Genomic DNA, 25,928 nt, shown 5'->3' with positions numbered 1-25,928 from the left:
GACCTGATAGGCGTCGCGGGCCCAGAGCAGGCGGTTGACCACGCCAAGGTGTTCGTTCATCACGCCCTTGGGCTGCCCGGTGGACCCCGAGGTGTAGAGCACGTAGGCCAGATGGTTCGGCTGCAGGCCCAGGGCCTTGGCATCCGGATTGCCGGTCGGCTGCCTGGTCAGCTGCGCGCTGTCATCGCGGTCATCGAGCACCAGCACCGGAAGGTCCAGGGCCGGCAGGTTGTCGCTCAGGTCCTGAGTGGTCAGCACCGCCTGCGACGAGCTGTCCTCGAGCATATAGGCCTGGCGAGCGCTGGGCAGGTCAGGGTCGATCGGCACGTAGGCGCCACCGGCCTTGAGAATACCCAAGAGCGCCACGACCATTTCAGCGCCGCGACGCAGGCTGACTGCGACCCGCGTATCCGGCTCCACACCCAGTTCGATCAGGCGATGGGCGAGCTGGTTGGCCTGTTGGTTGAGCTTGGCGTAAGTGAGCAACGGCCCGCTGTCGCCGCGTAAGGCGCAGGCATCCGGACGCTGGGCGGCCTGTTGTTCGATCAGTTGGTGGATAACGACATCGCGGGGATAGGCGAGGGCGGTTTCGTTGAAAGCTGACAGTTGCTGATGCTCGGTTTCGCTCATCAGCGGGAAGTGCGCCAAAGGCGTGTCGTGCTGATTCAGCACTGCTTCAAGCATGGCGAAAATGCGCTGCTGTACGCGCTGCGCTTCCTCTAAGGTGAAATAAGCCGTGTTGAAGTTGAAATCCAGGTGGATGTCTTCAGAGGGATGGTAATCGCGTACGAAGATCGCCATGGGCGTCTGCTCGTAACCATTGTCCAGCATCAGCACCCGTGCCGGGTCCTCGCAGCCGAACGTGACGTCACCATCGAAGCTTTCGAACGAAAGTGAAACATCGAACAGCTGGTGGCGTCCGTTTTGCGCCAGCCGCAGGCTGCGATTGAGTTCGGCAATCGGGAAACGCTGGTGGCGGTAAGTGCGACGTAGTTGCGTGCCGATGTTATTCATCAGGTCGACCAGCGTTTCATGCGGATCGAAGCCCACGCGAATCGGGCTGATAGACGAAAACATACCGATGGTGGCTTTCTGACGAGCATTGGTACGGTTATGCACCGGCATGCCGACAACGATCTCATCGACCCCCGCGGTACGGCAGAAATAGGTGCTGATCACTCCGACCAGTACATGAGCCACGGACAGGTTGCATTCGCCGGCAAACTGAGTCAGCGCGTTGTAAAGCGCGCGGGGCAACATGGCTTGAACCTGGTCACTCGGGGCTGGGCCGTTGGTTACGCCTGCCTTGAAATCTGCTCTGCGTTGCAGCAGAACCGGCGGCAGTTGGGCGTAGGCCTGCTCCCAGAACAGTCGATCACGCTCGTAGCGAGAAGACGTCATATAGGCCTTGTCTTCTTCAAGGAACGAGAGGTAAGAAGGCCCCTCGGCCAGCGTTTGCTTGCCTTCCAGCAAGCCTGAGTAGGCATCGCTTACGGCGTGCGCGATCAGCACTGCTCCAATACCGTCGGCGACCAGGTGGTGCAAGCGATTGAACCAGTAATAGAGTTGCGGCCCGCAACGAACCAGACGCGACTCCCAGAGTTGTCCGGTCATTGACTCAAAGGGTTGGCGGAAGGACTCGCGCAGATGCGCAATGGCCTGCTCGGCGTCGCCGTCGACGTCAGGCAAGTCGGTCACTTCAAGCGTGAACGGCGCCTTGGACAGAACCCGCTGGCCGCCCATGCCCCTTTCGTGGCTGAAACTCAGACGCAGCGCGTCATGGCCGTCGACGACCATCTGGATGGCTTTCTCGAACAGCGCAATATCGATGTCGCCCTTGATCTCCAGAGTCATGCCGATGTTGTAATAGGGCAGGTGCGGATAGGCGAGCTGATCAAGCCAGATACCTTGCTGAACCGAAGCCAGCGGAAGGAGCTCTTGTCCTTGCGTGCACAGATTGTCGATCAACGAATTCATCTCAAAGCACCTGTTTGCGAAATCAATTGGCTCGTCTCCGGTCGAAGGGCGGCGCGGCATGGCGCTGGACGAATGCCAGTCGGCGGGAGGATTAAGAACATTGAAAAAAAAATAGAGCATCCACCTGGGGATGTCTGTCATGGGAAGCTGGGACAACTGCGCGCGGTGGTCTTCCGGGCTGGGTGATCAATGACTCAAGGCTGCGCTGCGCCTCGCCGGTATAAAGGCCTGGACCGATTCCATTGGCCTATGGAGCGGGTCGGTGAAGGAAGGTTGGTGCTTCGCCAGTGTGGCGCTTTGAAGGTGAGCCGGTCGCCGCCGCGCTCAAGGTCGCCGCGCAGAGTAAAGTCAGGGGCCTGAGCCCCCTTTTTTACTCGACGAGGTATCGAACGACTGTCAGGCAACAGCGGGCTGAAGAACTTCTTCGAGGAAGCTGAAGGCGGTTTGTTTCGATTGGTGGCTTGAGGCAAAGAACGCGAGGTGGCTGCCATCGCGCTCTACGTGCAGCGTGGCGTCCTTGATCGACGCGGCGATATACCGTGAGCCGCCGATGTGCGTAGTCGAGTCGGCGTCGCCAGCCACTACCAAGGTTGGCGCGGTGATGCGCGTCAGTCGTGGTGCCAGCTCGGTCTTGTTCAGCGCGTCATTCAGGCGCGCATAGCGATAAAACAACTCGGGATTGACGTAGGGGTAAAGCACCACGTGGGCAATGGGCTCAGGGGTGGTGGCCAGCGTCGCCTGGTCCAGGAACATCGTTTGCAGGTCAGCAGCCTCGCCACGATCCTGAGCTGCGCTTTCCATCAGCCACTCGAAGTTTTGCTGGTGAGCGGTGCGCAGGTCGTTGTCGCCCAGGTTGTAATCCCCATGCCACAGGCTCAGGGAGTTGACCCGGTCGGCGTGGGCAGCAGCGGCGCTCAGGGCGATCACTGCGCCGCCGCAGATACCCATCAGATGTGCGGTTGATAACCTGAAGTGATTCATTACGCTGATCATGTCGGCAACCTGGGCATCGGTGTCCACCGCGATCTGGTCGAATGCCTCGCAGGCACCGAACAGCCCTCGGGTCTCCCAGGTCACGACAAAAAACCGCTCGCTCAAGGCATTGAACCAGTCGCGGCAGAGATCGAACGGAATGCCGCAGGGCAATGCCAGAACCACAGGAGGCAGCTCGCGGTTGGCGCTCGCATGCACCAGCAAAGGCGCATGGTCACGGGTGGTCAGGTGCAATGTCTCGATGTGCGGCACTGCACCGCTGAATTCAAAATGCTTGAGCAGTCGATTGAAGGCGGTGACGTCTTCAGCATCGTCGAAGTGCTCGTAGCTGTAGTCGAGCGCCTCGCAGAGTTTGCGGCTTATAAAGTATTCGAACGACGACAGTTGTGCCTCGCCACCGTGCAAGTACTGCAGGGTGCGCACACCAATGCGCGCAAACGCGGCATTGATCGCCCGCTCTGTGGCTCGCACGCTGGAGCACGCCGGCTCTGGCAGAGGGTCATTGTCCCGGGCGAGAAAGCTCAGGCACACGGGATCGGGCAAATTGAGGGCAAGGTGCCTGAGCATCCTCACCGTCTCGCACAGACGCATCGCTGCATCGGAGGAAATAGTCATGGATCTACACTCTTTGTTGGGCGCTTTTTTCAGGCACATTGCGCGAGGCTACGTTCGTCTGACGTCTGTGGGTCAAACCGCTTCGAATTTCTTGCCGCGTGTGGTGTGGGTCACGAGACGGTTGTATTCGGGTGTTTCGTCACCGATCACCTGCACCGCGCCGTATTTCTCGAGACTGATGCGGCCGCCGTACTCTTCGATGTGGTCCGAATCCGGATAGACGTGCACGAACGACGGTACGTAGCGTGACGCGAAGCCCATGCGCATCTCCTGTGATTCGCCGCTGTGCGGATAGGACGCATGCATCAGCGTTGACCAGAAAATGATGAACTGCCCGGCTTTCATCTGCATGGGCACAGCAGAGGCCTCGTCGGGTTTCCAGTTCTCATCGATCTGTAACTGCCGATAGTCGTAACCGAAGAAACCGCGACGCACGCCATCCTTGACCACCGAGTTGTTGGCATCGGGTTCATAGCTCATGCGCTTGGTTTCGTCGTAATTCATGCTGTTCTGGGTGCCAGGAATGAACTGCAGGCAACCATTGGCAATGTTTGCGTCGGTGAACGCCGTCCAGACGGTGATGGTGCCGCCGAACTCTTCATTTTCCGGCCAGATGATCTGCGGCTTGCCGGAGGCATTGGCGAACGTATCGGCCTGATGCCAGTCGGTGCCTTCATCGCCCGGGTACTTGGGAAAGAACTCGGTGCGCCAGCAGAGCACATTAGGGCCGAGGATGCTTTCGACACGGTCACAGATTTCCGGGCGGCAGATATGGCTGGCCAGGAAGTCATCATCCAGATGGCGGTCGTAGTTGGCGATGTTGGTCCCCCCGGAAATGGCGTCCAGATCCTGGTAGGCCGCGGCGCTGCGGTCGAGCAGGCGCAGACGGGTGCGCTTCCAGGTTTCTTTCATTTCTTCTGGCGAATAGGCGTCAAACGGACCGATAAAACCATTTTTTTCGAACGAGGCACGCTGTTCCGCAGTTAAAGCGAATTTTTTGCTCATGAGCTTTTCCTTTTCGGTCAATGGGCTTGAACAAGGCTACGGGAGATGTGGTCGGCCAGAACTTTGGCCGTTGCGCCATCCGCCAGGATCCCGGGGTCGAGGTTGATTTTGTAATGTGTCTTGAGCTTGCTCAGCGAGCGGATCAATGCCAGTGAAGTGCCACCGGAATCGAAGAAATCATCATTGACGCCGATGTTTTTCAGACCCAGGTCTTCGCTCCAGACCTTGAGCACGAAGTGCTCCTGTTCACTGAGGCCCTTGACGTCTGCCGCGCTTGAAGGCGCCGTGCCAGCGGCAGGCGAGGGCAGTTGTTGCTTGTCGATTTTGCCGTGATGAGTCACCGGCAGTTCTGCCAGCGGCACATACACCGAGGGCCGCATGTACTCCGGCAAATTTTCGGCCATCAACGCGGCAACTTCGCTGCGAGCCTGTTCGGTCCAGGCATCGACGCCCTGGCCTGGTACCACGTAAGCCACCAGACGCAGGTCGCCATCACCGTAATCATGTACGCCGACATGGGCAGCGGCCACGCTCGGGCTGGTTTGCAGAGAGGCTTCGATCTCGCCTGGCTCGATGCGGAAGCCGCTGATTTTCAATTGCTCGTCGCAGCGACCGGCATAGCGGTATTCACCATTACTCTCCAGGGTCATCAGGTCGCCAGTACGGTAAGCGCGTATGGCACCGGGCAACTCGACGAAGCGCTCGACGTTGAGCGCCTCACGGTTCAGGTAGCCCTTAGCCACGCCTGCGCCTTCGATGTACAGCTCGCCGGTAGTGCCTGCCGCCACCGGCGCCAGGCTGGCGTCAAGCAGGTGCAGGCGCCAGCCGTCCAGCGGCTTGCCCAGCGACACCATGGCTGCTGTTTCCAGGTCCTGCGCCAACACTCGCTTGAAGGTGGTGTGAACGGTGGCCTCGGTGATGCCGTACATGTTGATCAGCGCGGGCTTCTGGTCGCCGTGACGCTCGACCCAGGGACGCAGCACGCTGGCGGGCAACGCTTCGCCACCGAACACTACGTAGCGCAGCGCCAGCGGCGCGGTGTTGCCACGATCGGCCTCATCAAGACCACGGAAAGCCGATGGCGTCTGGCTGAGTACGGTGATGCGCTGATCGGCGAGCCATTGACGCAGAGCGGCAGGAGAGCGCGAGACGTCATACGGGACAACGGCCACCTGGCCGCCGTGGGCGAGGGCACCCCAGATTTCCCAGACCGAGAAGTCGAAACCGATGGAGTGGAACATCGACCAGACGTCCTGGGCGTTGAAGCCGTAGGCGCGTTGAGTACTTTCCAGCAGGCGACTGACGTTGCCATGAGAAACCTGTACGCCCTTGGGCTCACCGGTGGAGCCAGAGGTGTAGATGATGTAGGCAGTGGAATTACTCGGGTCGATACGGGTGTCTTCAGCGGCCGGTTGCAGCGCCGGCGCGGACAGTAACTCGTCGAGCGCCAATACGCGCAGGGACGGTATTTTCGGCAGGTTGGCGGCATCACCGATGATCAGGCTCAGCTCGCTGTCGCGCACGATGTGCTCGACGCGTTTGCCAGGGTATTGCGGGTCGACCGGCACATAGGTGCCACCGGCTTTGAGAATACCCAGCAGGCTGGTGACCAGATCGACGCTGCGCGGCAGGTACATACCTACACGCGTGCCATAGGTCACACCTTCATCGCGTAACCGTGCAGCCAGCTTTGTCGACAGTGCGTCGAGCTGTGCGTAGCTCAACGTCCGGGCCGCATCGCTGACGGCGGTACGCTCGGGAAATTGTCGCGCCCTGTCACTGAATATCTCGTGCAGGAACGCACCGGGTTTGAGAGGGGCTGACGCGGCGCTAAGCGATTCGTCAGTGTTCGTAATCGGCATGACCAAGGCTCCTGTGTAATAACCAGATGCAGCGTACAAATCCGCTGCAATCGAGACATCCCTGCGGCCTGACGAATCCGTCAATGGGCCGGCATGATCCGCAGTTGGCGCATTTCAGCACCGTCTGCCGGCCTGCGTCTGTCGAGGGAAATGGGGACAAAGCCTGCCGAACTGGATCAGTACGCATCGACACGCTGTGCGACCGATGTCCCGGATTGCGGTGACAGACGCCCCTGGCCATCAGTGTTTTTATTCTTGCGCGGTGCCGGAGCGTGTTGGTCTGGCTCCCTACAAAAAGTGGATGTGAAGGGCTGAGGTCCAGGAGTTTGTTCATGAGTCTTCAAGCTAACACTGCGTCCGTTTTCGCTGATGAGCAGCAAACGGATACGCCAACCTGGCCCGACAGGGCCGCTGACCCGTCGGTACGGTTGTCCTTGCTGGCTACCGGTAACAGTTTGCCTGTGGTGATCGAGCCAACAGCTGACGAGCTGGACCCGGTGCTGTGGGCCAGCGCCCGGCGCGAAGCGATCGAGACGCTGCTGTGCCGTCACGGCGCAGTCTTGTTTCGGGGATTTGATCTGCCTTCGGTCGCCGCCTTCGAATCGTTCGCCGAGGCGCTTTCGCCTGGCTTGCACGGCACGTATGGCGACCTTCCGAAGAAGGAAGGTGGGCGCAATGTCTATCGCTCCACGCCGTATCCCGAGCGCGAGATGATTCTTTATCACAACGAGAGTTCGCACCTGGAAAGCTGGCCACGCAAGCAATGGTTCTTCTGCGAGCAGCCATCGCGGGTGGGTGGGGCAACGCCGCTGGCGGACATCCGTCAAGTGCTCGCGTACCTGCCGAAAGAGGTGGTCGAGCGCTTCGAGAGCAAAGGTCTGCTTTACAGCCGCACCTTCACCGCCGGTGTCGAGCCAAGCTGGGAATCGTTCTTCGGCACGTCCGAACGCAGCGTTATTGAACAGCGTTGCCGCGAGCAAGGTACAGACTTCGAATGGCTTGACGGCGACACTTTGCAGCTGCGCACCCAGTGCCCGGCGGTGATCACCCATCCCTTCACGGGCGAGCGTTGTTTCTTCAACCAGGTGCAGTTGCATCACCCGTACTGCATGGGCGAGGAGTTGCGCGAGGACCTGCTTGACATGTTCGGCCCCGACCGCCTGCCACGGTTGGTCAGCTATGGCGACGGCTCAGCCATCGAGGACCCGGTAATGGCCTTGATCGGTGAAGCCTACGAGGCTTGCGCTGTGCGTTTCGAATGGCGCAAGGGCGATGTGGTGATGCTTGACAACATGCTTGCCGCCCACGCCCGTGACCCCTATGAGGAACCCCGGCTGATCGTTGTCGCCATGGGCGAAATGACCGCTCGGGGCGACGTTTGGCAACCGGCCTGAATGATCGACATCCCGTTATCAAGCCAGGACTTTCAACCACCGGCGCCCGCGCTGGCTAATGCATTCAAGGGCAGCAGCTAATGAAAACCAAGCAAGAGAAGAAGGCCAGACCAGGCTCGATCATGCGTCTGTTATGGAGCAGCCATCCCTGGCTGACGTTCTTTACGCTTCTGACAGGGCTCATCAGCGGCGTTGCGTCCATTGCCGTGGTCAACGTGATCAACCAGGCGATTCATGAGGAGACCTTTCAGCGTCAGTCGCTGTTCTGGTTCGTCGGCCTGAGCGTGGTGGCGCTACTGTTCCGCAACGGTGCGTCGCTGTTTCCGGCTTATGCCAGCATGCGCATCATGACCCGTCTGCGCATTGCCCTGTGCCGCAAGATCCTCGGCACGCCGCTTGAGGAAGTCGACCGCCGCGGTGCGCCGAATGTGCTGACCCTGCTGACCAGCGATATTCCGCAACTCAACGCCACGCTGTTGATCATGCCGACGATCCTGGTGGAGTCGGCGGTGTTCCTGTTCGGTATTGCCTACCTGGCCTACCTGTCCTGGGTGGTGTTTGCGATAACCATCTCGCTGATGATGCTGGGCGTTGCAATGTACCTGCTGTTTTTCATGGGTGGCATGAAGTTCACCCACAAGGTGCGCGACGAATTCACGGCCTTCAACGAATACACACACGCGCTGGTGTTCGGCCTCAAGGAACTGAAACTCAACGGTATTCGCCGCCGCTGGTTCAGCCGCTCGGCGATCCAGGAGTCTTCGATCCGGGTCGCGAAGTACAACTACATCGAACGGCTCTGGTTCACTGCCGCCGAAAACGTTGGCCAGTTGACCCTGTCGTTGCTGGTCGGCTGCCTGCTGTTCGCTGCGCCGATGTTCGCTGTCATCGATGCCAAGACCATGAGCGCCAGTGTGCTGGCGGTGCTGTACATCATGGGCCCGCTGGTGATGCTGGTCAGCGCCATGCCGATGCTGGCCCAGGGACGCATTGCCTGCACGCGACTGGCGGATTTCGGATTCTCCATCAACGAACCGCATCCGGAGCCGGAAACCAGCGATACAGACAATGTGCTGCTTCTCGATCACAAGAAGTCCTGGGGCAGTATCCAGCTCAAGAACGTACACATGAACTACAAGGACCCGCAAAGCAGTTCCGGTTTTGCCCTGGGACCTATCGACCTGACGATCCACTCCGGTGAGCTGGTCTACATCGTCGGCGGCAACGGTTGTGGCAAAAGCACCCTGGCCAAAGTGTTCTGCGGCCTGTACATCCCGCAAGAAGGTCAGCTACTGCTCGACGGTGCGGCGGTCACAGACGACTCGCGCGGCGACTATCGCGATCTGTTCTCGGCGGTGTTCTCTGACTTCCATCTGTTCAACCGATTGATAGGTCCTGACGAGAAAGAGCATCCCAGCACCGATCAGGCGCAGACATACCTGTCGACTCTGGGCCTGGAAGACAAGGTTCAGATCGAGGGACTGGGTTACTCGACCACCACGGCCTTGTCATACGGCCAGCAGAAACGCCTGGCACTGGTTTGCGCCTACCTGGAAGACCGTCCGATTTACCTGCTGGACGAGTGGGCCGCCGACCAGGACCCGCCGTTCAAGCGTTTCTTTTACGAGGAACTGCTGCCGGACCTCAAGCGTCGCGGCAAGACGATCCTGATCATTACTCACGACGATCAGTACTTCCAGTTGGCCGACCGCATCATCAAGTTGGCGGACGGTTGCATCGTCTCCGACGTGAAGTGCGCGGTTGAGGGCAAACGCGCCTGATCTGAAGCGCTGTTCAACTTTCCAGGGACGATCCTTCATGAAGTTGCATGAAGCCGGTTGCTCCCTGGCCACGAACTGACTACCGGCTGCCGCCGCCTTTTGCGCGCGGCGAGGCCGACCCTTTGCGAGAAGAAATGTATGGCACTTGCCCTGACCGCTGCCCAACGCAATATCTGGCTGGATCAGATGACCCAGGGCGACTCGCCGCTATACAACATCGGCGGCCATCTGGAGATCGACGGCGCCCTCGATTACGAATTGTTCCAGCGGGCCGTGGACCTGTTGATTGCAAAACACGACGCTCTGCGCATGGTCCTGCTCGACCAGCGTGACGAGGAGGGCGTGCCGCTGCAGGCCTTCGCCACAAGCATGCCGATGCCGGTAACACCGATTGACCTGCAAGGGCAGGACGATCCGTTTCAGGCTGCCGAATGCTGGATGCAGCGTCAGCTTGAGCGTGCGTTCCGGCTCGATGGCGAACCGCTGTTCCGTATACATTTGCTCAAGCTCGAAGCACAGCGCTTTTACTGCATGATTTACGCCCACCACATTGCACTCGACGGCTGGGGCATGGACGGGCTCTGCGCGTCGCTCAGTGAGCTTTACAATGCGCTGCACGATCAGCAAACACCCGATCTGACAGCACCGTCCTATGTCGACTTCATCCAGGACGACAGCCAGTATCGCGGATCGCGACGGTTTGCCCTCGATCAGGCTTACTGGCTGGACAAGTACCGCGACATTCCCGAGCCCTTGCTGGTGCCACGCCCGCGTCCGGCTCAGATTCAGAACGAAGCACCAAGCCGCAGCGGCCACCTCAGCTACGGTCTGGCCCGTGACCTGGAACAGCAGATCGACGACCTGGCGCTGGGACTGAACGCCTCGTCGTTCCATGTTTTGCTGGCCGTGCTTTACGTGTACTTCACCCGCGCCTATCAGCGTGATGAACTGGTTATCGGCTTGCCGATCCTCAATCGCCCCAATGCCAGCTACAAAAAGACCCTTGGGCTCTTTACCCAGCTCAGTTCAGTGCGTCTGAAATTCAGCGCCGACCTGCCGTTCGGCGAGCTGGTCCAGGGCATCTGCCGGGCGGTCAAGCAGGATTACCGCAGCCAGCGCTTTCCCGTCAGCGACCTCAACCGTTTGCTTGAGTTACGCCGTGCAGAGCGTACCCAACTGTTCGATCTGACGTTCTCCTATGAGCGCAACGATCACCTGCTGCGCTTCGGCCAGGCAACCGCCCACGCCGTCAAATCTTCGAACAATCACGAACAGACACCGCTGGCCATACACCTGCGCACCAACGCTTACGAGACTGAATCGCGACTGCACTACATCTACAATGAGGGGTATTTTCAGCACGACGAAATCGCCCCCCTTGCCGAGCGCTTGCAGCATGTCATAGAGCAGGGGCTGGCGAACCCGCACCTGCCTGTACACGGGTTCTCGCTGATCGGCAAGACCGACACTTTGCAGATGCAGGCGTGGAATGCCGGTCAGCCACCTTTCGCCAATGACCTGACGATTCACCAGCAGTTTGAAGCCCGCGCCGCAGAGCGACCAGACGCCGTCGCGCTGATGTTCGAAGAGCAGACCCTGAGCTACGGCGAACTCAACGCGCGTGCCAATCAGGTCGCCCATCGTCTCTTGGCCCTGGGTGTACGTCCTGACGATCGCGTGGCCCTCTGCGTCGAACGCGGCCCGGCGATGATTATCGGCTTGCTGGGCATCCTCAAAGCCGGCGCCGGTTATGTGCCGCTGGACCCGGCTTACCCGCTTGAGCGCCTGGCCTACACGCTCGGCGACAGTGCGCCGGTAGCATTGTTGAGCCAGCAGTCAGTACAGCCGGTATTGCCGGTGTCGGATGTGCCGCTGATCTATCTCGACGATGTCGACCTGCAGGACGAGCGCGCCTGCAATCCGCAGGTATCGGTCAGGCCCAGCGACCTTGCCTACGTGATCTACACCTCCGGTTCCACCGGCCTGCCCAAGGGCGTAATGATCGAGCATCGCAACGTTGCACGGCTGTTCTCGGCCACCCAGGACTGGTTCAGTTTCAATGAACAGGATGTCTGGGCGCTGTTCCACTCGTTTGCCTTCGACTTCTCGGTCTGGGAAATCTGGGGCGCGCTGTTGCACGGCGGACGTCTGCTGATCGTGCCGCAATTGGTCAGCCGTTCGCCTGATGACTTCCACGACCTGCTGTGCAGTGCCGGGGTCACGGTGCTCAACCAGACGCCGAGTGCATTCCGCCAACTGATCGCGGCCCAAGGCGACAAAGAGCAGGCACATTCGCTGCGCCAGGTGATTTTCGGCGGTGAAGCGCTGGAAACAGCGATGCTCAAGCCGTGGTATGCCCGCAAAGTAAACGCCTCAACACAACTGGTAAATATGTATGGCATCACCGAAACCACGGTGCATGTGACCTATTACCCGTTACAGCCTGAGGACGCGCAGCGCGTCGGCGCGAGCCCGATCGGCAAGCGCATTCCTGACCTTCAGCTTTACCTGCTGGATACCTACGGCCATCCGCTCCCACCGGGTGCGGTGGGCGAGTTGTACGTCGGCGGGGCGGGTGTGGCCCGTGGCTACCTCAATCGCGACGAATTGAATGCGACGCGCTTTCTCGACGATCCATTTGCCTCGGCGCCCGGCGCGCGGATGTACCGCTCTGGTGATCTGGGTCGCTGGTTGCCGGACGGCAGCCTGGAATACCTGGGCCGTAACGATGAACAGGTCAAAATCCGCGGTTTCCGTATCGAACTGGGCGAGATCGAAGCCCGATTGAGCGCCTGCGAAGGCGTGCGTGACGCCGTGGTTGTGGTACGTGAAGACGAACCGGGCGACAAGCGTCTGGTGGCCTATGTCACCGGCACAACAAACCGGAATCCGGACGCTACGTACTTGCGTGAACAGCTGCGCCTGTCGCTGGCCGAGCACATGCTGCCGAGCGCTTTTGTCAGCCTGGAGGCTTTCCCGCTGACCGCCAACGGCAAGCTCGACCGCAAGGCTCTGCCGGTGCCAACTGCCGAGGCCTTTGCCCGGCGTCAATATGAGGCGCCGGAGGGCCTGGTGGAAACCAGGCTGGCCAAATTGTGGGTAGAGCTGCTGGGCGTCGAGCGGGTAGGCCGTCATGACCAGTTCTTCGAACTGGGTGGGCATTCGATGCTGGCGGTAAAACTGATCGAGCGCATGCGCGACATCGGTCTGAATGCCGACGTGCGCGTACTGTTCGGCCAGCCGACCCTGGCCTCGTTGGCGGCCGCCAGCGGCAAGACCACAGACGTGCAGGTGCCCGCCACCAGGATTTCAGCCGACTGCCGGCATATTACGCCGGATATGCTGCCCCTGGCCCGACTCACCCAGGCACAGATCGACCGTGTGGTCGCCACAGTGCCGGGCGGGGTGAGCAACGTGCAGGATATCTACGGGCTGGTGCCGTTGCAGGAAGGCATCCTCTATCACCATTTGTCCAGTGAGGAGGGTGATCCGTACCTGTTGCAGGCGTTGTTGCGGGTCAATAGCTTCGAGCAACTGCTGGACTTCACGGAGGCCTTGCAGCAAGTCATTGACCGTCACGACATTCTGCGCACGGCGGTAGCCTGGGAAGAACTCGACGAGCCAGTGCAGGTGGTCTGGCGTCAGGCACGGCTGCGCGTCGAGGCGTTTTTGCCGCATGCGGAGCAGGGTGATGTCGCGGCCCAATTGCAGGCACAGTTCGACCCACGACGGATACGCATGGATCTGCATCAGGCACCGATGATGCGCCTGCATTACGCAGAGGATCCCGTCAACCAAAGCTGGGTGGCGGTGTTGCTGTTCCATCACCTGATCGATGACGCCACCTCGCTGGCCCTGCTGGGCGCAGAGATCGAGGCGTTCAGACAAGGGCGCGGCGACCATCTGCCAGCGTCGGTACCGTATCGCAATCATGTGGCTCAGGCGCGATTGAGCATGAGCCGCGAGGAGCACGAAGCGTTCTTCCGCGACATGCTCGCCGATGTTGACGAGCCGACCCTGCCGTTCGGCCTGCAAGACGTGCAAGGCGATGGCAGCGGAGTGGACGAAGCCCTGCTAACGGTTGACCCGGAACTGGCCGAACGTCTGCGCGCCCATGCCCGGCGCCTCGGCGTCAGCAATGCCAGCCTGCATCACCTTGCGTGGGCTCAGGTGATCGGGCGCCTGTCAGGGCGTCAGGATGTGGTCTTCGGTACTGTGCTGATGGGCCGCCTGCTCAGTGGTCAAGGCGCCGAGCGGGCCTTGGGCATGTTTATCAATACCTTGCCATTGCGCGTCGCTGCCGGAGAGCAGGGCATCGAGGCTGCAGTGCGCACCACCCACGCACGGTTGGCGGCGCTGGTCAGTCATGAGCATGCACCGTTGTCCCTGGCCCAGGGATGCAGCGGCGTGGCAGCACCGACACCGTTATTCAGTGCACTGATGAACTACCGCCATGTTGCGGTCGGCGCCCAGACACCTCAGCAGGCGGGACAGACCAGAACCTGGGCCGGTGTCGAGGTACTCGGCGGTGAAGAGCGCACCAACTATCCGTTGTCGTTATCGGTGGACGACCTCGGCGAATCCTTCGGCCTGACCGTTCAGGCGGTGGCCGGAATCGATGCCCGGCGCATCTGCGGTTACATGCACACCGTCCTGGAGCAACTGGCCGACGCGCTGGACAGCCGGCCCGATGCACCCTTGCACAGCCTCGATTGGTTGCCCGTGCACGAGCGTCGCCAATTGCTGGAAGACTTCAACGCATTCGATCGCGCCTACCCGCAAGACCTTTTGCTGCACCAACTGTTCGAAGCACAGGCGGCTGCGCAACCGGATTCGGTGGCGGTGACCTACGAAGGCCAGCGCCTGAGTTACGCCGAGCTCAATCAGTGGGCCAACCAGATTGCCCATCGGTTGATCGCCCAAGGCATTAGTGCCGACGACCGGGTGGCAATCTGTGTGGAACGCAGTCTGGAAATGATCGCCGGCCTGGTGGGCATTCTCAAGGCCGGTGCAGGCTACGTGCCACTCGACCCTTCTTACCCTGAAGAACGCCTGGCCTATATGCTTGAGGACAGCGCACCAAAAATGCTGCTGACCCAACGTGGTTTGCGCGAGCGCTTTGCGCAGGCCGCCATGCCGGTGTTGCTGCTGGAAGCTGACGCCCGCGCCGAGAACGGTATCGGCCGCGCGCCGGTGACCAATCCGCAGCTCGCGGGGCTTGATGCACAGCACCTGGCGTACCTGATCTACACCTCCGGCTCTACCGGTCAGCCCAAAGGCGTGGCCATGCCCCATGCTCCGCTGGTCAACCTGATGCATTGGCAGATCGCCCAGACTGCTGAGGACCGTCGCCCGAGACAACGCACCTTGCAATTCGCAGCACTGGGTTTTGATGTGGCTTTTCAGGAAATCTTCAGCACCTTGTGTGCAGGTGGTGAGTTGTCGCTGATCCACAGCGATACCCGTCTGAATTTCCGCCGCCTGTTCGAGCATATCTGTGAACAGCGTATCGAACGCCTGTACATGCCGTGCATTGCCCTGCAGGCATTGGCCGAGGCCATGGTCGCCGAGCCCGAACAGCCTGAGTGCCTGTTGCAGGACGTGATCACTGCCGGCGAACAACTGCGAATCACCGAGCCGATGCGCCAGTTCTTCGCGCGTCTGAAGGATGCTCGCCTGCATAACCACTACGGTCCGACCGAGTCCCATGTGGTCACGGCGCTGACCCTTGATGGCGACCCACAGGCCTGGCCGACCTTGCCAAGCATCGGCCAGCCGGTGGCCAACACCCGCATCTACCTGCTCGACGAACACATGCGCCCGGTGCCGGTGGGCGTGGCAGGCGAACTGTACATCGGCGGCGCGTGTGTCGCCCGTGGCTATCTGAACCGCGATGACCTGACCGCTGAACGCTTTATCGCTGATCCGTTTGCCGCCAGCGATGTCGGCAACCCGTGCGCACGTCTGTACAAGACCGGCGACCTGGGTTGCTGGCAGGCGGACGGCAGGATCGCCTACCTGGGCCGTAACGACGACCAGATCAAAATCCGTGGTTTTCGTATCGAGCTGGGGGAAATCGAGGCACGCCTTGGTCAATATCCAGGCTTGCGCGATACAGCGGTGCTGGCCCGCGAAGACCTTCCCGGTGAAAAGCGCCTGGTGGCGTACTTCAGCGTGCAGAAAGGCGAGGCTGCGCCCGAAGCCGACCAGATGCGCCTGCACTTACAAGCGTTGCTGCCTGATTACATGATCCCGGCGGCCTATGTACACCTGGAAAACCTGCCGGTGTCGCCCAATGGCAAACTGGATCGTCGCGCGTTGCCGCAGCCATCTGCCAATGCCTTCGTCAGTCGCGACTATCAGGCGCCACTCGGCGATACCGAAACCACGCTGGCCGCGCTCTGGTGCGAAGTACTGAGTGTGGAACGGGTCGGTCGGCAGGACCATTTCTTTGAGCTGGGCGGTCATTCGCTGCTGGCGGTGAAGCTGATCGAGCGCATACGCCAGGCTGGCCTGAGTGCCGATGTGCGCGTCCTTTTCGGCCAGCCCACCCTTGCCGCACTGGCGGCAGCGGTTGGCGGCGGCATCGAGATCGAAGTGCCCGCCAACGGCATCCCCGAGGGCTGCACACACATCACCCCGGACATGCTGACCCTCACCACGCTGGACCAGGCGAGTATCGAGCGTATTGTCGCCGGCGTTCCCGGTGGCGCAGCGAACGTGCAGGACATCTACCCGCTGGCACCGTTGCAGGAAGGCATTCTTTACCATCATATCGCTGCAGAACAGGGCGACCCGTATCTGCTGCAAGCGACCTTCGCCCTGCGTGACCCGGCACATATACGACGCTTTGCCGAGGGCTTGCAGGCGATGATCGATCGCCATGACATTCTGCGCACGGCGCTGGTCTGGGAAGGTCTGGAACAACCGCTGCAAGTAGCTCTGCGCCGGGTCGAGCTGTCGATGGAGCAGATCACGCTGGCCCTGGACGGCGGCGACATCGTCGCTCAGTTGCAGAACCGTTTTGATCCGCGCGAGTGCCGCCTCGATCTCAGTCAGGCCCCGCTGATTCACCTGGCCTTTGCCGAGGACTCTGAGAACCAGCGCTGGGTGGCGATCCTGCTTTTCCACCATATTGCCCTCGACCACACCGCGCTGGACGTGATGAGCGCAGAAATGCTCGCCCACTTGCAAGGCACTGCGGCGCAACTGCCGGCGGCGATGCCTTACCGGAATTACGTGGGTCAGGCCCGTCTGGGCGTGAGTCGCGAGCAACACGAAGCGTTTTTCCGCGAGATGCTTGGTGATGTCGATGAACCGACCCTGCCGTTCGGCCTGCTTGAGGTGCAGGGTGACGGGCAGGGCATCAAGGAGGTTCGCCACGCGCTTGCGGCTGATCTGTCCCAGCGTCTGCGCACTCAGGCGCGGCAACTGGGGGTGAGTGCAGCAAGCCTGCATCACCTGGCCTGGGCGCGAGTACTGGGCAGCGCCAGCGGGCGTGAAGATGTGGTGTTCGGCACCGTGTTGCTGGGACGCATGCAAAGCGGCCTGGGTGCTGACCGCGCCCTGGGGATGTTCATCAACACCTTGCCGCTGCGGGTCGATGTCGGTACCTGCGCCGTGCGTCAGGCCGTACGTCAGACACACGCCCGGTTGACCGCATTGCTCGGCCACGAACATGCGCCGTTGGTGTTGGCCCAACGTTGCAGCGCGGTGGCCGCAGCCTCGCCGCTGTTCAGCGCGCTACTCAACTACCGCCACAGCCCGGCGCGCGAAGCCAGCGGCGGCGAGCGGTGGGCGGATACCCAGGTGCTCGGCGTACGCGAAAGGACCAACTACCCGTTGACCCTGTCGGTGGACGATCAGGGCGACGGCTTCCTGTTGAGCGTACAGGTGGCGGCCGGATTCGATGGCCAGCGGATCTGCAGCTACATGCAGACCGCCTTGAACCATCTGGTCGAGGCCCTTGAGTCCGCACCGGATTCAGCCGTGCGTGACCTGTCGGTAGTGCCGGAAACCGAAAGCCAGCAACTGCTGGTGGCGTTCAACGACACCACGCGAGATTACCCGCAGCAACAGACCGTGCATGGCCTGTTCGAAGCTCAGGTGCGGGCGTACCCCGAAGCCTGCGCGGCAATCCACGATGGTGTTGCCGTGAGCTACGCCGAACTCAACACCCGGGCCAATCGCCTGGCGCGGCATCTGCTGGGGCTCGGTGTGCAGCCGGGTGACAGAGTGGCGATCCTGCTGGAACGCAGCCACGATTTGCTCGCCAGTCAGCTGGCAGTACTCAAGTGCGCGGCGGTGTACGTGCCGCTGGACGTCAACGCGCCTGTAGAGCGACAGGCGTTCATGATCGAGGACAGCCAGGCGCGTGTCCTGCTGACTCGTAGCCACGTATCGCTGACGACTGGTGCCCCGCGTGTCGATCTCGACGGCCTGACCCTGGACGGTATGAAAGACACTGATCTGGCACTGCCGCAGTCCAGCGAAAGCGTCGCCTACATCATGTACACCTCTGGTTCGACGGGTATTCCGAAAGGTGTGCTGGTGCCGCACCGGGCCATCAGCCGCTTGGTGATCAACAACGGTTATGCCGACTTCAATGCTCAGGATCGCGTAGCGTTTTCCTCCAACCCGGCGTTTGACGCCAGCACCCTGGATGTCTGGGCTCCGCTGCTCAATGGCGGCTGCGTGGTGGTGATCGGGCAGAACGACCTGCTGTCTCCGCTGAATTTCCAGCGCCTGCTGCTGGAACAAGCCGTAAACGTGCTGTGGATGACCGCCGGATTGTTCCACCAATACGCCTCGGGTCTGGGCGAGGCCTTTTCGCGCCTGCGCTACCTGATTGTTGGCGGTGATGTGCTGGACCCTGCCGTCATAGGCCGAGTGTTGGCCAACAGTCCTCCACAGCATCTGCTCAACGGTTATGGCCCGACCGAAGCGACGACGTTCTCCGCGACCTACGAGGTTGTGTCGGTCGACAATGGCTCGATCCCTATCGGCAAACCCGTGGGCAACAGCCGTTTGTATGTGCTCGATAACCAAGGCCAACCGGTGCCGTTGGGCGTGCCCGGCGAGCTGTATATCGGTGGGCAGGGTGTCGCCAGGGGTTATTTGAACCGTGATGAACTGACCCTTGAGAAGTTCGTCGCCGACCCGTTCGACAGCGCCCCACAGGCTCGCCTGTACCGCACTGGCGACCTGGTTCGCTGGCGCGCAGATGGCAATCTGGAATACCTGGGTCGTAATGACGATCAGGTGAAGATCCGTGGTTTCCGCGTTGAACTGGGTGAAATCGAAGCACGCCTGGCCGAGCACTCGGATATTCGTGAAGCCGTGGTGCTGTGCCGTCAGGATGAGCCTGGCGACAAGCGTCTGGTCGCTTATGTCACGGCGCAGCAGCCTGAAACTGCACTGGACATCGAACACCTGCGTAACCATCTGCAAGGGTTGTTACCTGACTATATGGTACCGGCGGCCTACGTGCAGCTCGATGCCCTGCCACTGACCGCCAACGGCAAGCTCGATCGCAGGGCGCTGCCGGCGCCGGATGCGCAGTCGCTGATCAGCCGTGGCTATGAATCCCCGCAAGGCGAAGTCGAAACCCTGCTGGCGTCTATCTGGGCCGACGTGCTACAGGTCGGGCAGGTAGGGCGTCATGATCATTTCTTCGAATTGGGCGGCCACTCGTTGCTCGCGGTGACGCTGATCGAGCGCATGCGTCAGGTCGGCCTGAGTGCCGATGTCCGCGTGCTGTTCAGCCAACCAATCCTGGCCGCGCTGGCAGCGGCGGTCGGCGGTGGTACGGAAGTTGTAGTGCCGGCCAACCTGATTCCCGAACGCTGCGAACTTATCACCCCGGACTTGCTGCCGCTGATCAGCCTGCCGCAAATGCAGATCGATCAGATAGCTGCCAGCGTGCCGGGCGGCATGGCGAACGTGCAGGATATTTATCCACTGGCGCCTTTGCAGGCCGGGATTCTCTATCACCACATCAGCGCCGAAGAGGGTGACCCCTACACCTTGAAAGCGTTGTTCGGGCTATGTGACCGGGCGCGACTGGACGATTTCAGCGGTGCTCTGCAAGGCGTGATCAACCGCCACGATATCCTGCGCACCGCGGTGCTGTGGGAGGGTCTCGCCGAGCCGGTGCAAGTGGTGCTGCGCAGAGCCGAACTGCAAGTCACCGAGCTGTTCCTCGACCCGGCGGACGGCGCGGTTGACGAGCAATTGCACCAGCGCTTCGATCCTCGGCATTACCGCCTCGATGTGCGTCAGGCGCCACTGATGCAGATTGTCTTCAGCCACGACCCGGTCAACGATCGCTGGCTGGCGATGCTGCTGTTCCATCACATGGTCAACGACGCCACCTCGCTGCAGGTAGTGCTGCATGAGGTTCAAGCGCACCTGCTTGGCCAGAGCGCAGCCTTGGGCGAGCCAGTGCCGTATCGCAATTATGTTGCCCAGGCCCGTTTGGGTGTCAGCGATGCCCAGCAAGAAGCGTTTTTTCGCGACATGCTCGGCGATATCGACGAACCGACGCTGCCATTCGGTTTGCAGGATGTTCAGGACGGTGGCCGCGACATCGAAGAGGCCTGTGTGACCCTGACCACAGAACTGAACCGGCGTCTGCGGGCTCAGGCCCGGCAGGCGGGCGTCAGCGCCGCGAGCCTGATGCACCTGGCCTGGGCGCGGGTGCTGGGCAGTGTCTCGGCCCGCGAACAGGTGGTGTTCGGCACGGTACTACTGGGCCGTATGCAGGCCGGTGATGGCGCCGACCGCGCCCTGGGCATGTTTATCAACACCTTGCCACTGCGCGTCGATGTCGGTGCCGCAACGGTCGTTGAGGGGTTGAAAGCGACTCATGGGCAACTGACGGCCTTGCTGGGCCATGAACATGCACCGCTGGTGCTTGCCCAACGCTGCAGCGGTGTCGCTGCACCGGCACCACTGTTCAGCGCGTTGCTCAACTATCGGCACATGGCGCAGACCAGGATGACGGCGCAGTACGAAGCCGCCTGGCAAGGGATCGAGACCTTCAATGCCAAGGACAACACCAATTACCCGCTTACCCTGAACGTCGACGATGCAGGCGATGGCTTCCGATTGTCGGTGCTGGTCACTGCCGAGATCGGTGCACAGCGTCTGTGCGATTACATGCAGGCAGCGATTGAGCAACTCGTTCAGGCCCTGGAGCAAACGCCTGCGGCGCCGCTGAACAGCCTGTCGATTCTGCCAGCGGCGGAGCGTCGGCAGGTTGTGGTCGACTTCAACGCCACGGCTACCGATTCGCCGCGGCAGATGACTGTGCATGCGCTATTCGAGGCTCAGGCGCAGCGCACACCCGAAGCCGCTGCGGTGGCGCATGATGCGACGACTCTGAGTTACCACGAGCTGAACCTTCAGGCCAATCGTCTGGCGGCAAAACTGCTGGAGCTGGGCGTGCAGCCGGGGGACAGCGTGGCCCTGCTGTTGCCGCGGTCCATCGACCTGGTGCTCAGCCAGCTTGCCGTGCTCAAGTGTGCAGCCATCTACGTCCCGCTGGACATCAATGCCCCGCAGGAACGTCAGACCTTCATGGTGCAAGACAGCCAGGCGGTGCTGGTGCTGACCTACAGCACTGAAACCCTGGATTCGGGTACGCAGCGTCTGGACCTGGACACCCGGCCAGCGAGCACGGTGCCGGCAGACAACCCGAATCCCGTGGCCTGCGCCGATTCTGTGGCCTACATCATGTATACCTCCGGCTCGACCGGCACGCCCAAGGGGGTGCTGGTGCCGCACCGTGCCATCAGCCGTCTGGTCATCGACAACGGCTACGCGGACTTCAATGGGCAGGATCGCGTAGCTTTCGCCTCCAATCCGGCCTTCGACGCCAGTACACTCGATGTCTGGGCACCGTTGCTCAACGGCGGCTGCGTTATCGTGGTCGAGCAGTCGGTATTACTCTCGCAGGAGGCATTCCGGGCGCTGTTGCTGGCGCAGTCGGTCAGCGTGCTGTGGCTCACCGCAGGCCTGTTTCATCAGTATGCCGACGGCCTGATGGAGGTATTTGCGGGCTTGCGCTACCTGATTGTGGGCGGCGATGTGCTGGACCCGGCGGTCATCGCCAGAGTCCTGGCACGAGGCGCGCCGCAACATCTGCTCAACGGTTACGGCCCGACCGAAGCCACGACCTTTTCCACGACCTACGAGATCACTGCGGCGGACCACGGTGGCATTCCGATCGGCCGACCGATTGCCAACAGCCAGATTTACGTCCTCGATGCCTTGCGTCAACCCGTGGCGGTGGGCGTGCCCGGCGAGCTGTACATAGGCGGGCAGGGCGTGGCCAAGGGTTACTTGAACCGTGATGAATTGAGCGCCACACAGTTTGTCGCCAATCCATTCAGCGAGCATGACGATGCGCTGATGTACCGCACCGGCGACCTTGGACGCTGGAGGGCAGACGGCAATCTGGAATACCTGGGCCGCAACGACGGTCAGGTGAAAATTCGCGGTTTCCGTATTGAACTGAGTGAAATCGAGACCGTTCTGGCCACGCACCCAGCGGTACAGGAAGTCGTGTTGCTGGCACGACAGGATTCAGGAGAAAAACGCCTGGTCGCCTATTTCACGCTGCGTGAGCCACAGCAAACGCTGGAAATCGAAACCCTGCGCAGCCATCTGCAAGCCCGCCTGCCGGACTACATGGTGCCCGCAGCTTATGTGCGCCTCGACGCGCTGCCACTGACAGCCAACGGCAAGCTTGACCGCAAAGTACTGCCTGCACCGGATGCGCAGGCATTGGTCAGCCGTGGCTACGAAGCGCCGCAAGGCGAGGTGGAACACCTGCTGGCGACGATCTGGGCCGAGGTGCTCAAGGTCGAGCAGGTCGGTCGACATGACCATTTCTTTGAATTGGGCGGGCACTCGCTGCTTGCCGTCAGCCTCATCGAACGCATGCGCCAGGCCGGCTTGAGCGCAGACGTTCGCGTGCTGTTCGGCCAGCCGACCCTGGCAGCGCTGGCTGCAGCGGTGGGTGGCGGAAGTGAAATAACAGTTCCGGAAAATGCTATCCCGGACGATTGCACGCGCATCACTCCGCAGTTGCTGCCGCTGGCCGACCTCGATCAGGTCGCCATTGACCGTATTGTCGCCAGCGTGCCGGGTGGCGTCAGTAATGTGAAGGATATCTACCCACTGGCACCGTTGCAGGAGGGGATTCTCTACCACCATCTGGCTGCCGAACAAGGCGACCCGTACGTTCTGCAAACGCTCTTCGAGATCGCTGATCGCCAGCGTTTGAACGCTTTTGTAGACGCCTTGCAAAGTGTGATCGACCGTCACGACATCTTGCGTACCGCAGTGCTGTGGCAAGGTCTCGAAACACCGATGCAGGTCGTCTGGCGGCAGGCCCGCCTGCATCTGGAGCAGATCGAACTCGACCCGGCCGATGGCCCGGTCATCAATCAGTTGCAACAGCGCTTCGACCCTCGCCATTCGCGGCTGGACTTGAGCCAGGCACCGTTGCTGCGTGTGGTCTTCGCCGAAGATTCGCCCAACCAGCGCTGGGTGGCAATCCTGCTGTTCCATCATATGGTCCTCGACCATACGGCGATGGAGGTGGTGCTGCATGACATGCAGGCACATTTGCTCGGCCAGGCTGGCCAACTCGACGTTGCCATTCCGTATCGCAATTATGTGGCCCAGGCTCGCCTGGGCGTGAGCCGCGAGGCCCATGAAACGTTCTTCCGCGAACTGCTGGGTGACATAGACGAACCGACACTGCCGTTCGGCCTGCTGGATGTGCAGGGCGACGGCCGCGATATTGAAGAAAGCAGCCTGACACTGGACGCTCAGCTCAATCTGCGCCTGCGTGCCCAGGCCCGCCAATTGGGAGTTAGCGCTGCGAGTCTGGTGCATCTGGCGTGGGCTCAGGTATTGAGCAAGGTGTCGAGCCGGCACACGGTGATATTCGGCACGGTGCTGATGGGCCGCATGCAGAGTGGCGAAGGCGCCGACCGGGCGTTGGGGATGTTCATCAATACCTTGCCGCTGCGCGTCGATCTGGCCGGGCAGGGGGCGCGGGACGGGGTGCGAGCGACCCATGCCCGGCTCACTGCGTTGCTCGGCCACGAACACGCGCCGTTGGTGCTCGCGCAGCGTTGCAGCGGCGTGGCGGCGCCCTTGCCATTGTTCAGTTCGCTGCTCAACTACCGTCACAGTGCCGTGGCTGAGCCCTCCGACGAGTCGATTGAAGCCTGGCGCGGTATCGAGGTGCGCAGTGGCGAGGAACGCACCAACTACCCGTTGACCTTGAACGTCGACGACCTGGGCGATGGTTTCAGGTTGTCAGTGCTGGTAACCGGCAAGGTCGGTGCCGGACGAGTCTGCGGGTATATGCAGACCGCGCTGGAAAATCTGCTCGTTGCACTGGAACAGTCACCGGATATTGCCCTCGACAGCCTGCCGATCCTGCCCGCTGCCGAGCGCGAGCAGTTGCTGGTGCGGTTCAACGATACTGCTCTGGATTACCCGCACGAACAGACCATTCACGGGATGTTTGAAGCGCAAGTCGAGCGCACGCCGGAAGCGCTGGCAGTGGTTCACGGCGAGCAGCGCCTGACGTATCGCGAGCTTGACGAGCAGGCCAACCGTCTGGCGCATGCCTTGCGTAAGAAGGGTGTTCAGCCGGATTCCAGAGTCGGAATCTGTGTTGAACGCAGTGCGGAAATGGTCGTCGGTTTGCTGGCGATTCTCAAGGCGGGCGGCGGTTACGTACCGCTGGATCCGGCGTATCCGGTAGAACGAATTGCCTACATGTTGCAGGACAGCGCTCCGGCAGCCGTGCTGGTTCAAACCGCTACACAGAATTTGCTGGCGGACGCTTCGGTGCCCCTCATCCATCTTGATCTGAGCGATTGGCAGGATGAATCCGTCCAGAACCCGCAGGTGCCCGGGCTGACTTCGGCGCATCTGGCGTACCTGATCTACACCTCGGGTTCCACCGGCTTGCCGAAAGGCGTGATGATCGAGCACCGCAATACCGTGAACTTCCTGACCTGGGCGCATAGCGCTTTCGACGCCGGGACAGCCACTTCGGCACTGGGAAAAACGCTGTTTTCCACTTCGCTGAACTTCGACCTCGCGGTCTACGAATGCTTTGCGCCGCTGACCTCGGGCGGCAGCATCGAGGTCGTCAAGAACGTTCTGGAACTCCAGCATCTGGATGACGATATCAGGCTGATCAACACTGTGCCGTCGGCGCTGAAGGCGCTGCTGGAGACGGGCAGCCTGCCGAAGTCAGTGCACACCGTCAACGTTGCCGGTGAAGCGCTCAAACGCAGTCTGGTCGAAGCGCTGTTCGAGCAAACCGGCGTGCAGCGCCTGTGCAATCTCTATGGCCCTTCGGAAACCACTACCTACTCGAGCTGGGTGGCGATGGATCGCGAAGACGGCTTCGCTGCGCACATCGGCAAACCGGTCGGCAATACACAGTTCTACCTGCTGGACGAACAGCAACAACCTGTTCCTCTGGGTGTTGCGGGTGAGATCTATATCGGCGGCGCCGGCGTGGCACGGGGTTACCGGAACCGCGATGACCTGACCGCCGAACGCTTCCTCAAGGACCCCCTCAGCCAGCAGCCTGCGGCACGCATGTACCGCACCGGCGACCTGGGTCGCTACTTGCCGGACGGCAATATCGAATACCTGGGCCGTAACGATGATCAGGTGAAAGTCCGTGGCTTCCGTATCGAGCTGGGTGAGATCGATGCCTGTCTGGCCAAGCATCCTGCAGTGCAGGACGCGGTAGTCACCGCCCGTGAAGACGTCCCCGGCGACAAACGCCTGGTGGCCTATTACACGGTCCAGCCCGCACAAACGGAACCGGCCATCGACAGCCTGCGCGGCTGGCTGCTAGGGCAGTTGCCGGCCTACATGGTCCCGGTGGCTTATGTGCGTCTAGACGCATTGCCCCTCATGCCCAACGGCAAGCTCGACCGCAAGGCTTTACCTGCGCCGGGCGAGGGCGCTTTGATCAGCCGTGGCTATGAAGCTCCGCAAGGCGAGAGAGAAATACTGATTGCAGAGATCTGGCAAGCATTGCTGGGGGTCAAGCAGGTTGGACGACATGACCACTTTTTCGAACTGGGCGGCCACTCGCTGCTCGCGGTGAGCCTGATGGAACGCATGCGCCAGGAAGGCCTGGAAGCCGAAGTCAAGTCGCTCTTCGAGCACCCAACCCTTTTGGAATACGCGGCAACGACGGAAAGAATGGAGATTGTTCTGTGAGCATGATCGAACTGCTGGCAATA

7 protein-coding genes are annotated in these 25,928 nt (G+C 61.1%); 3 read left to right on the top strand and 4 right to left on the bottom strand.

Going from position 1 to position 25,928, the window contains the following annotated elements:
• The 4 genes from LIX91_RS24240 to syrB1 form a co-directional block, all read right to left on the bottom strand.
• On the bottom strand, positions 1–1,977 hold a 1,977-nt coding region (locus tag LIX91_RS24240), incomplete at its 3' end, for a condensation domain-containing protein (protein WP_226489326.1).
• Positions 1,978–2,373: 396 nt separating this feature from the next.
• A complete protein-coding gene (gene syrC / locus LIX91_RS24235; RefSeq protein WP_003426751.1) occupies positions 2,374–3,585 on the bottom strand; it encodes a syringomycin E biosynthesis aminoacyltransferase SyrC in 1,212 nt (403 codons plus the stop codon).
• A 72-nt stretch (positions 3,586–3,657) separates the two neighbouring features.
• Entirely contained in the window at positions 3,658–4,590 is a 933-nt protein-coding gene (gene syrB2 / locus LIX91_RS24230; RefSeq protein ID WP_003383694.1) for a syringomycin E biosynthesis L-threonyl-[L-threonyl-carrier protein] 4-chlorinase SyrB2, read from the bottom strand.
• A 17-nt stretch (positions 4,591–4,607) separates the two neighbouring features.
• The gene (gene syrB1, locus LIX91_RS24225; RefSeq protein WP_103688503.1) at positions 4,608–6,452 is read right to left on the bottom strand and encodes a syringomycin E biosynthesis L-threonine--[L-threonyl-carrier protein] ligase SyrB1; all 1,845 of its coding nucleotides are present in this window, start codon (positions 6,450–6,452) and stop codon (positions 4,608–4,610) included.
• A gap of 332 nt (positions 6,453–6,784) precedes the next feature.
• Between syrB1 and LIX91_RS24220 the strand changes: the two genes are divergently transcribed.
• The 3 genes from LIX91_RS24220 to sypA all read left to right on the top strand — a co-directional run bounded on the left by LIX91_RS24220 (position 6,785) and on the right by sypA (position 25,905).
• Positions 6,785–7,846 carry a TauD/TfdA family dioxygenase gene (locus LIX91_RS24220; RefSeq protein WP_003426763.1) on the top strand — a complete coding sequence of 354 codons (1,062 nt, stop codon included), beginning with the start codon at positions 6,785–6,787 and terminating at the stop codon, positions 7,844–7,846.
• An 80-nt stretch (positions 7,847–7,926) separates the two neighbouring features.
• Positions 7,927–9,627 carry a cyclic peptide syringomycin export ABC transporter SyrD gene (gene syrD / locus LIX91_RS24215; RefSeq protein ID WP_099314617.1) on the top strand — a complete coding sequence of 567 codons (1,701 nt, stop codon included), beginning with the start codon at positions 7,927–7,929 and terminating at the stop codon, positions 9,625–9,627.
• A gap of 138 nt (positions 9,628–9,765) precedes the next feature.
• On the top strand, positions 9,766–25,905 hold the full coding sequence (gene sypA / locus LIX91_RS24210) for a syringopeptin non-ribosomal peptide synthetase SypA (protein WP_226489325.1): 16,140 nt from the start codon (positions 9,766–9,768) through the stop codon (positions 25,903–25,905).
• The last annotated feature ends 23 nt before the right edge of the window (positions 25,906–25,928 follow it).

The organism is Pseudomonas sp. B20, assembly GCF_020515755.1.
In the GTDB taxonomy this organism is placed as follows: domain Bacteria; phylum Pseudomonadota; class Gammaproteobacteria; order Pseudomonadales; family Pseudomonadaceae; genus Aquipseudomonas; species Aquipseudomonas syringae.
Note: the sequence above shows the minus strand (reverse complement) of the source record. Positions and strands in the feature narration are given on the sequence as shown.

Coding starts and splice junctions, on each gene's coding strand:
- syrD (WP_099314617.1), top strand. CDS start 7,927: ATGAAAACCAAGCAAGAGAAGAAGGCCAGACCAGGCTCGATCATGCGT.
- LIX91_RS24220 (WP_003426763.1), top strand. CDS start 6,785: ATGAGTCTTCAAGCTAACACTGCGTCCGTTTTCGCTGATGAGCAGCAA.
- syrB2 (WP_003383694.1), bottom strand. CDS start 4,590: ATGAGCAAAAAATTCGCTTTAACTGCGGAACAGCGTGCCTCGTTCGAA.
- syrB1 (WP_103688503.1), bottom strand. CDS start 6,452: ATGCCGATTACGAACACTGACGAATCGCTTAGCGCCGCGTCAGCCCCT.
- sypA (WP_226489325.1), top strand. CDS start 9,766: ATGGCACTTGCCCTGACCGCTGCCCAACGCAATATCTGGCTGGATCAG.
- syrC (WP_003426751.1), bottom strand. CDS start 3,585: ATGACTATTTCCTCCGATGCAGCGATGCGTCTGTGCGAGACGGTGAGG.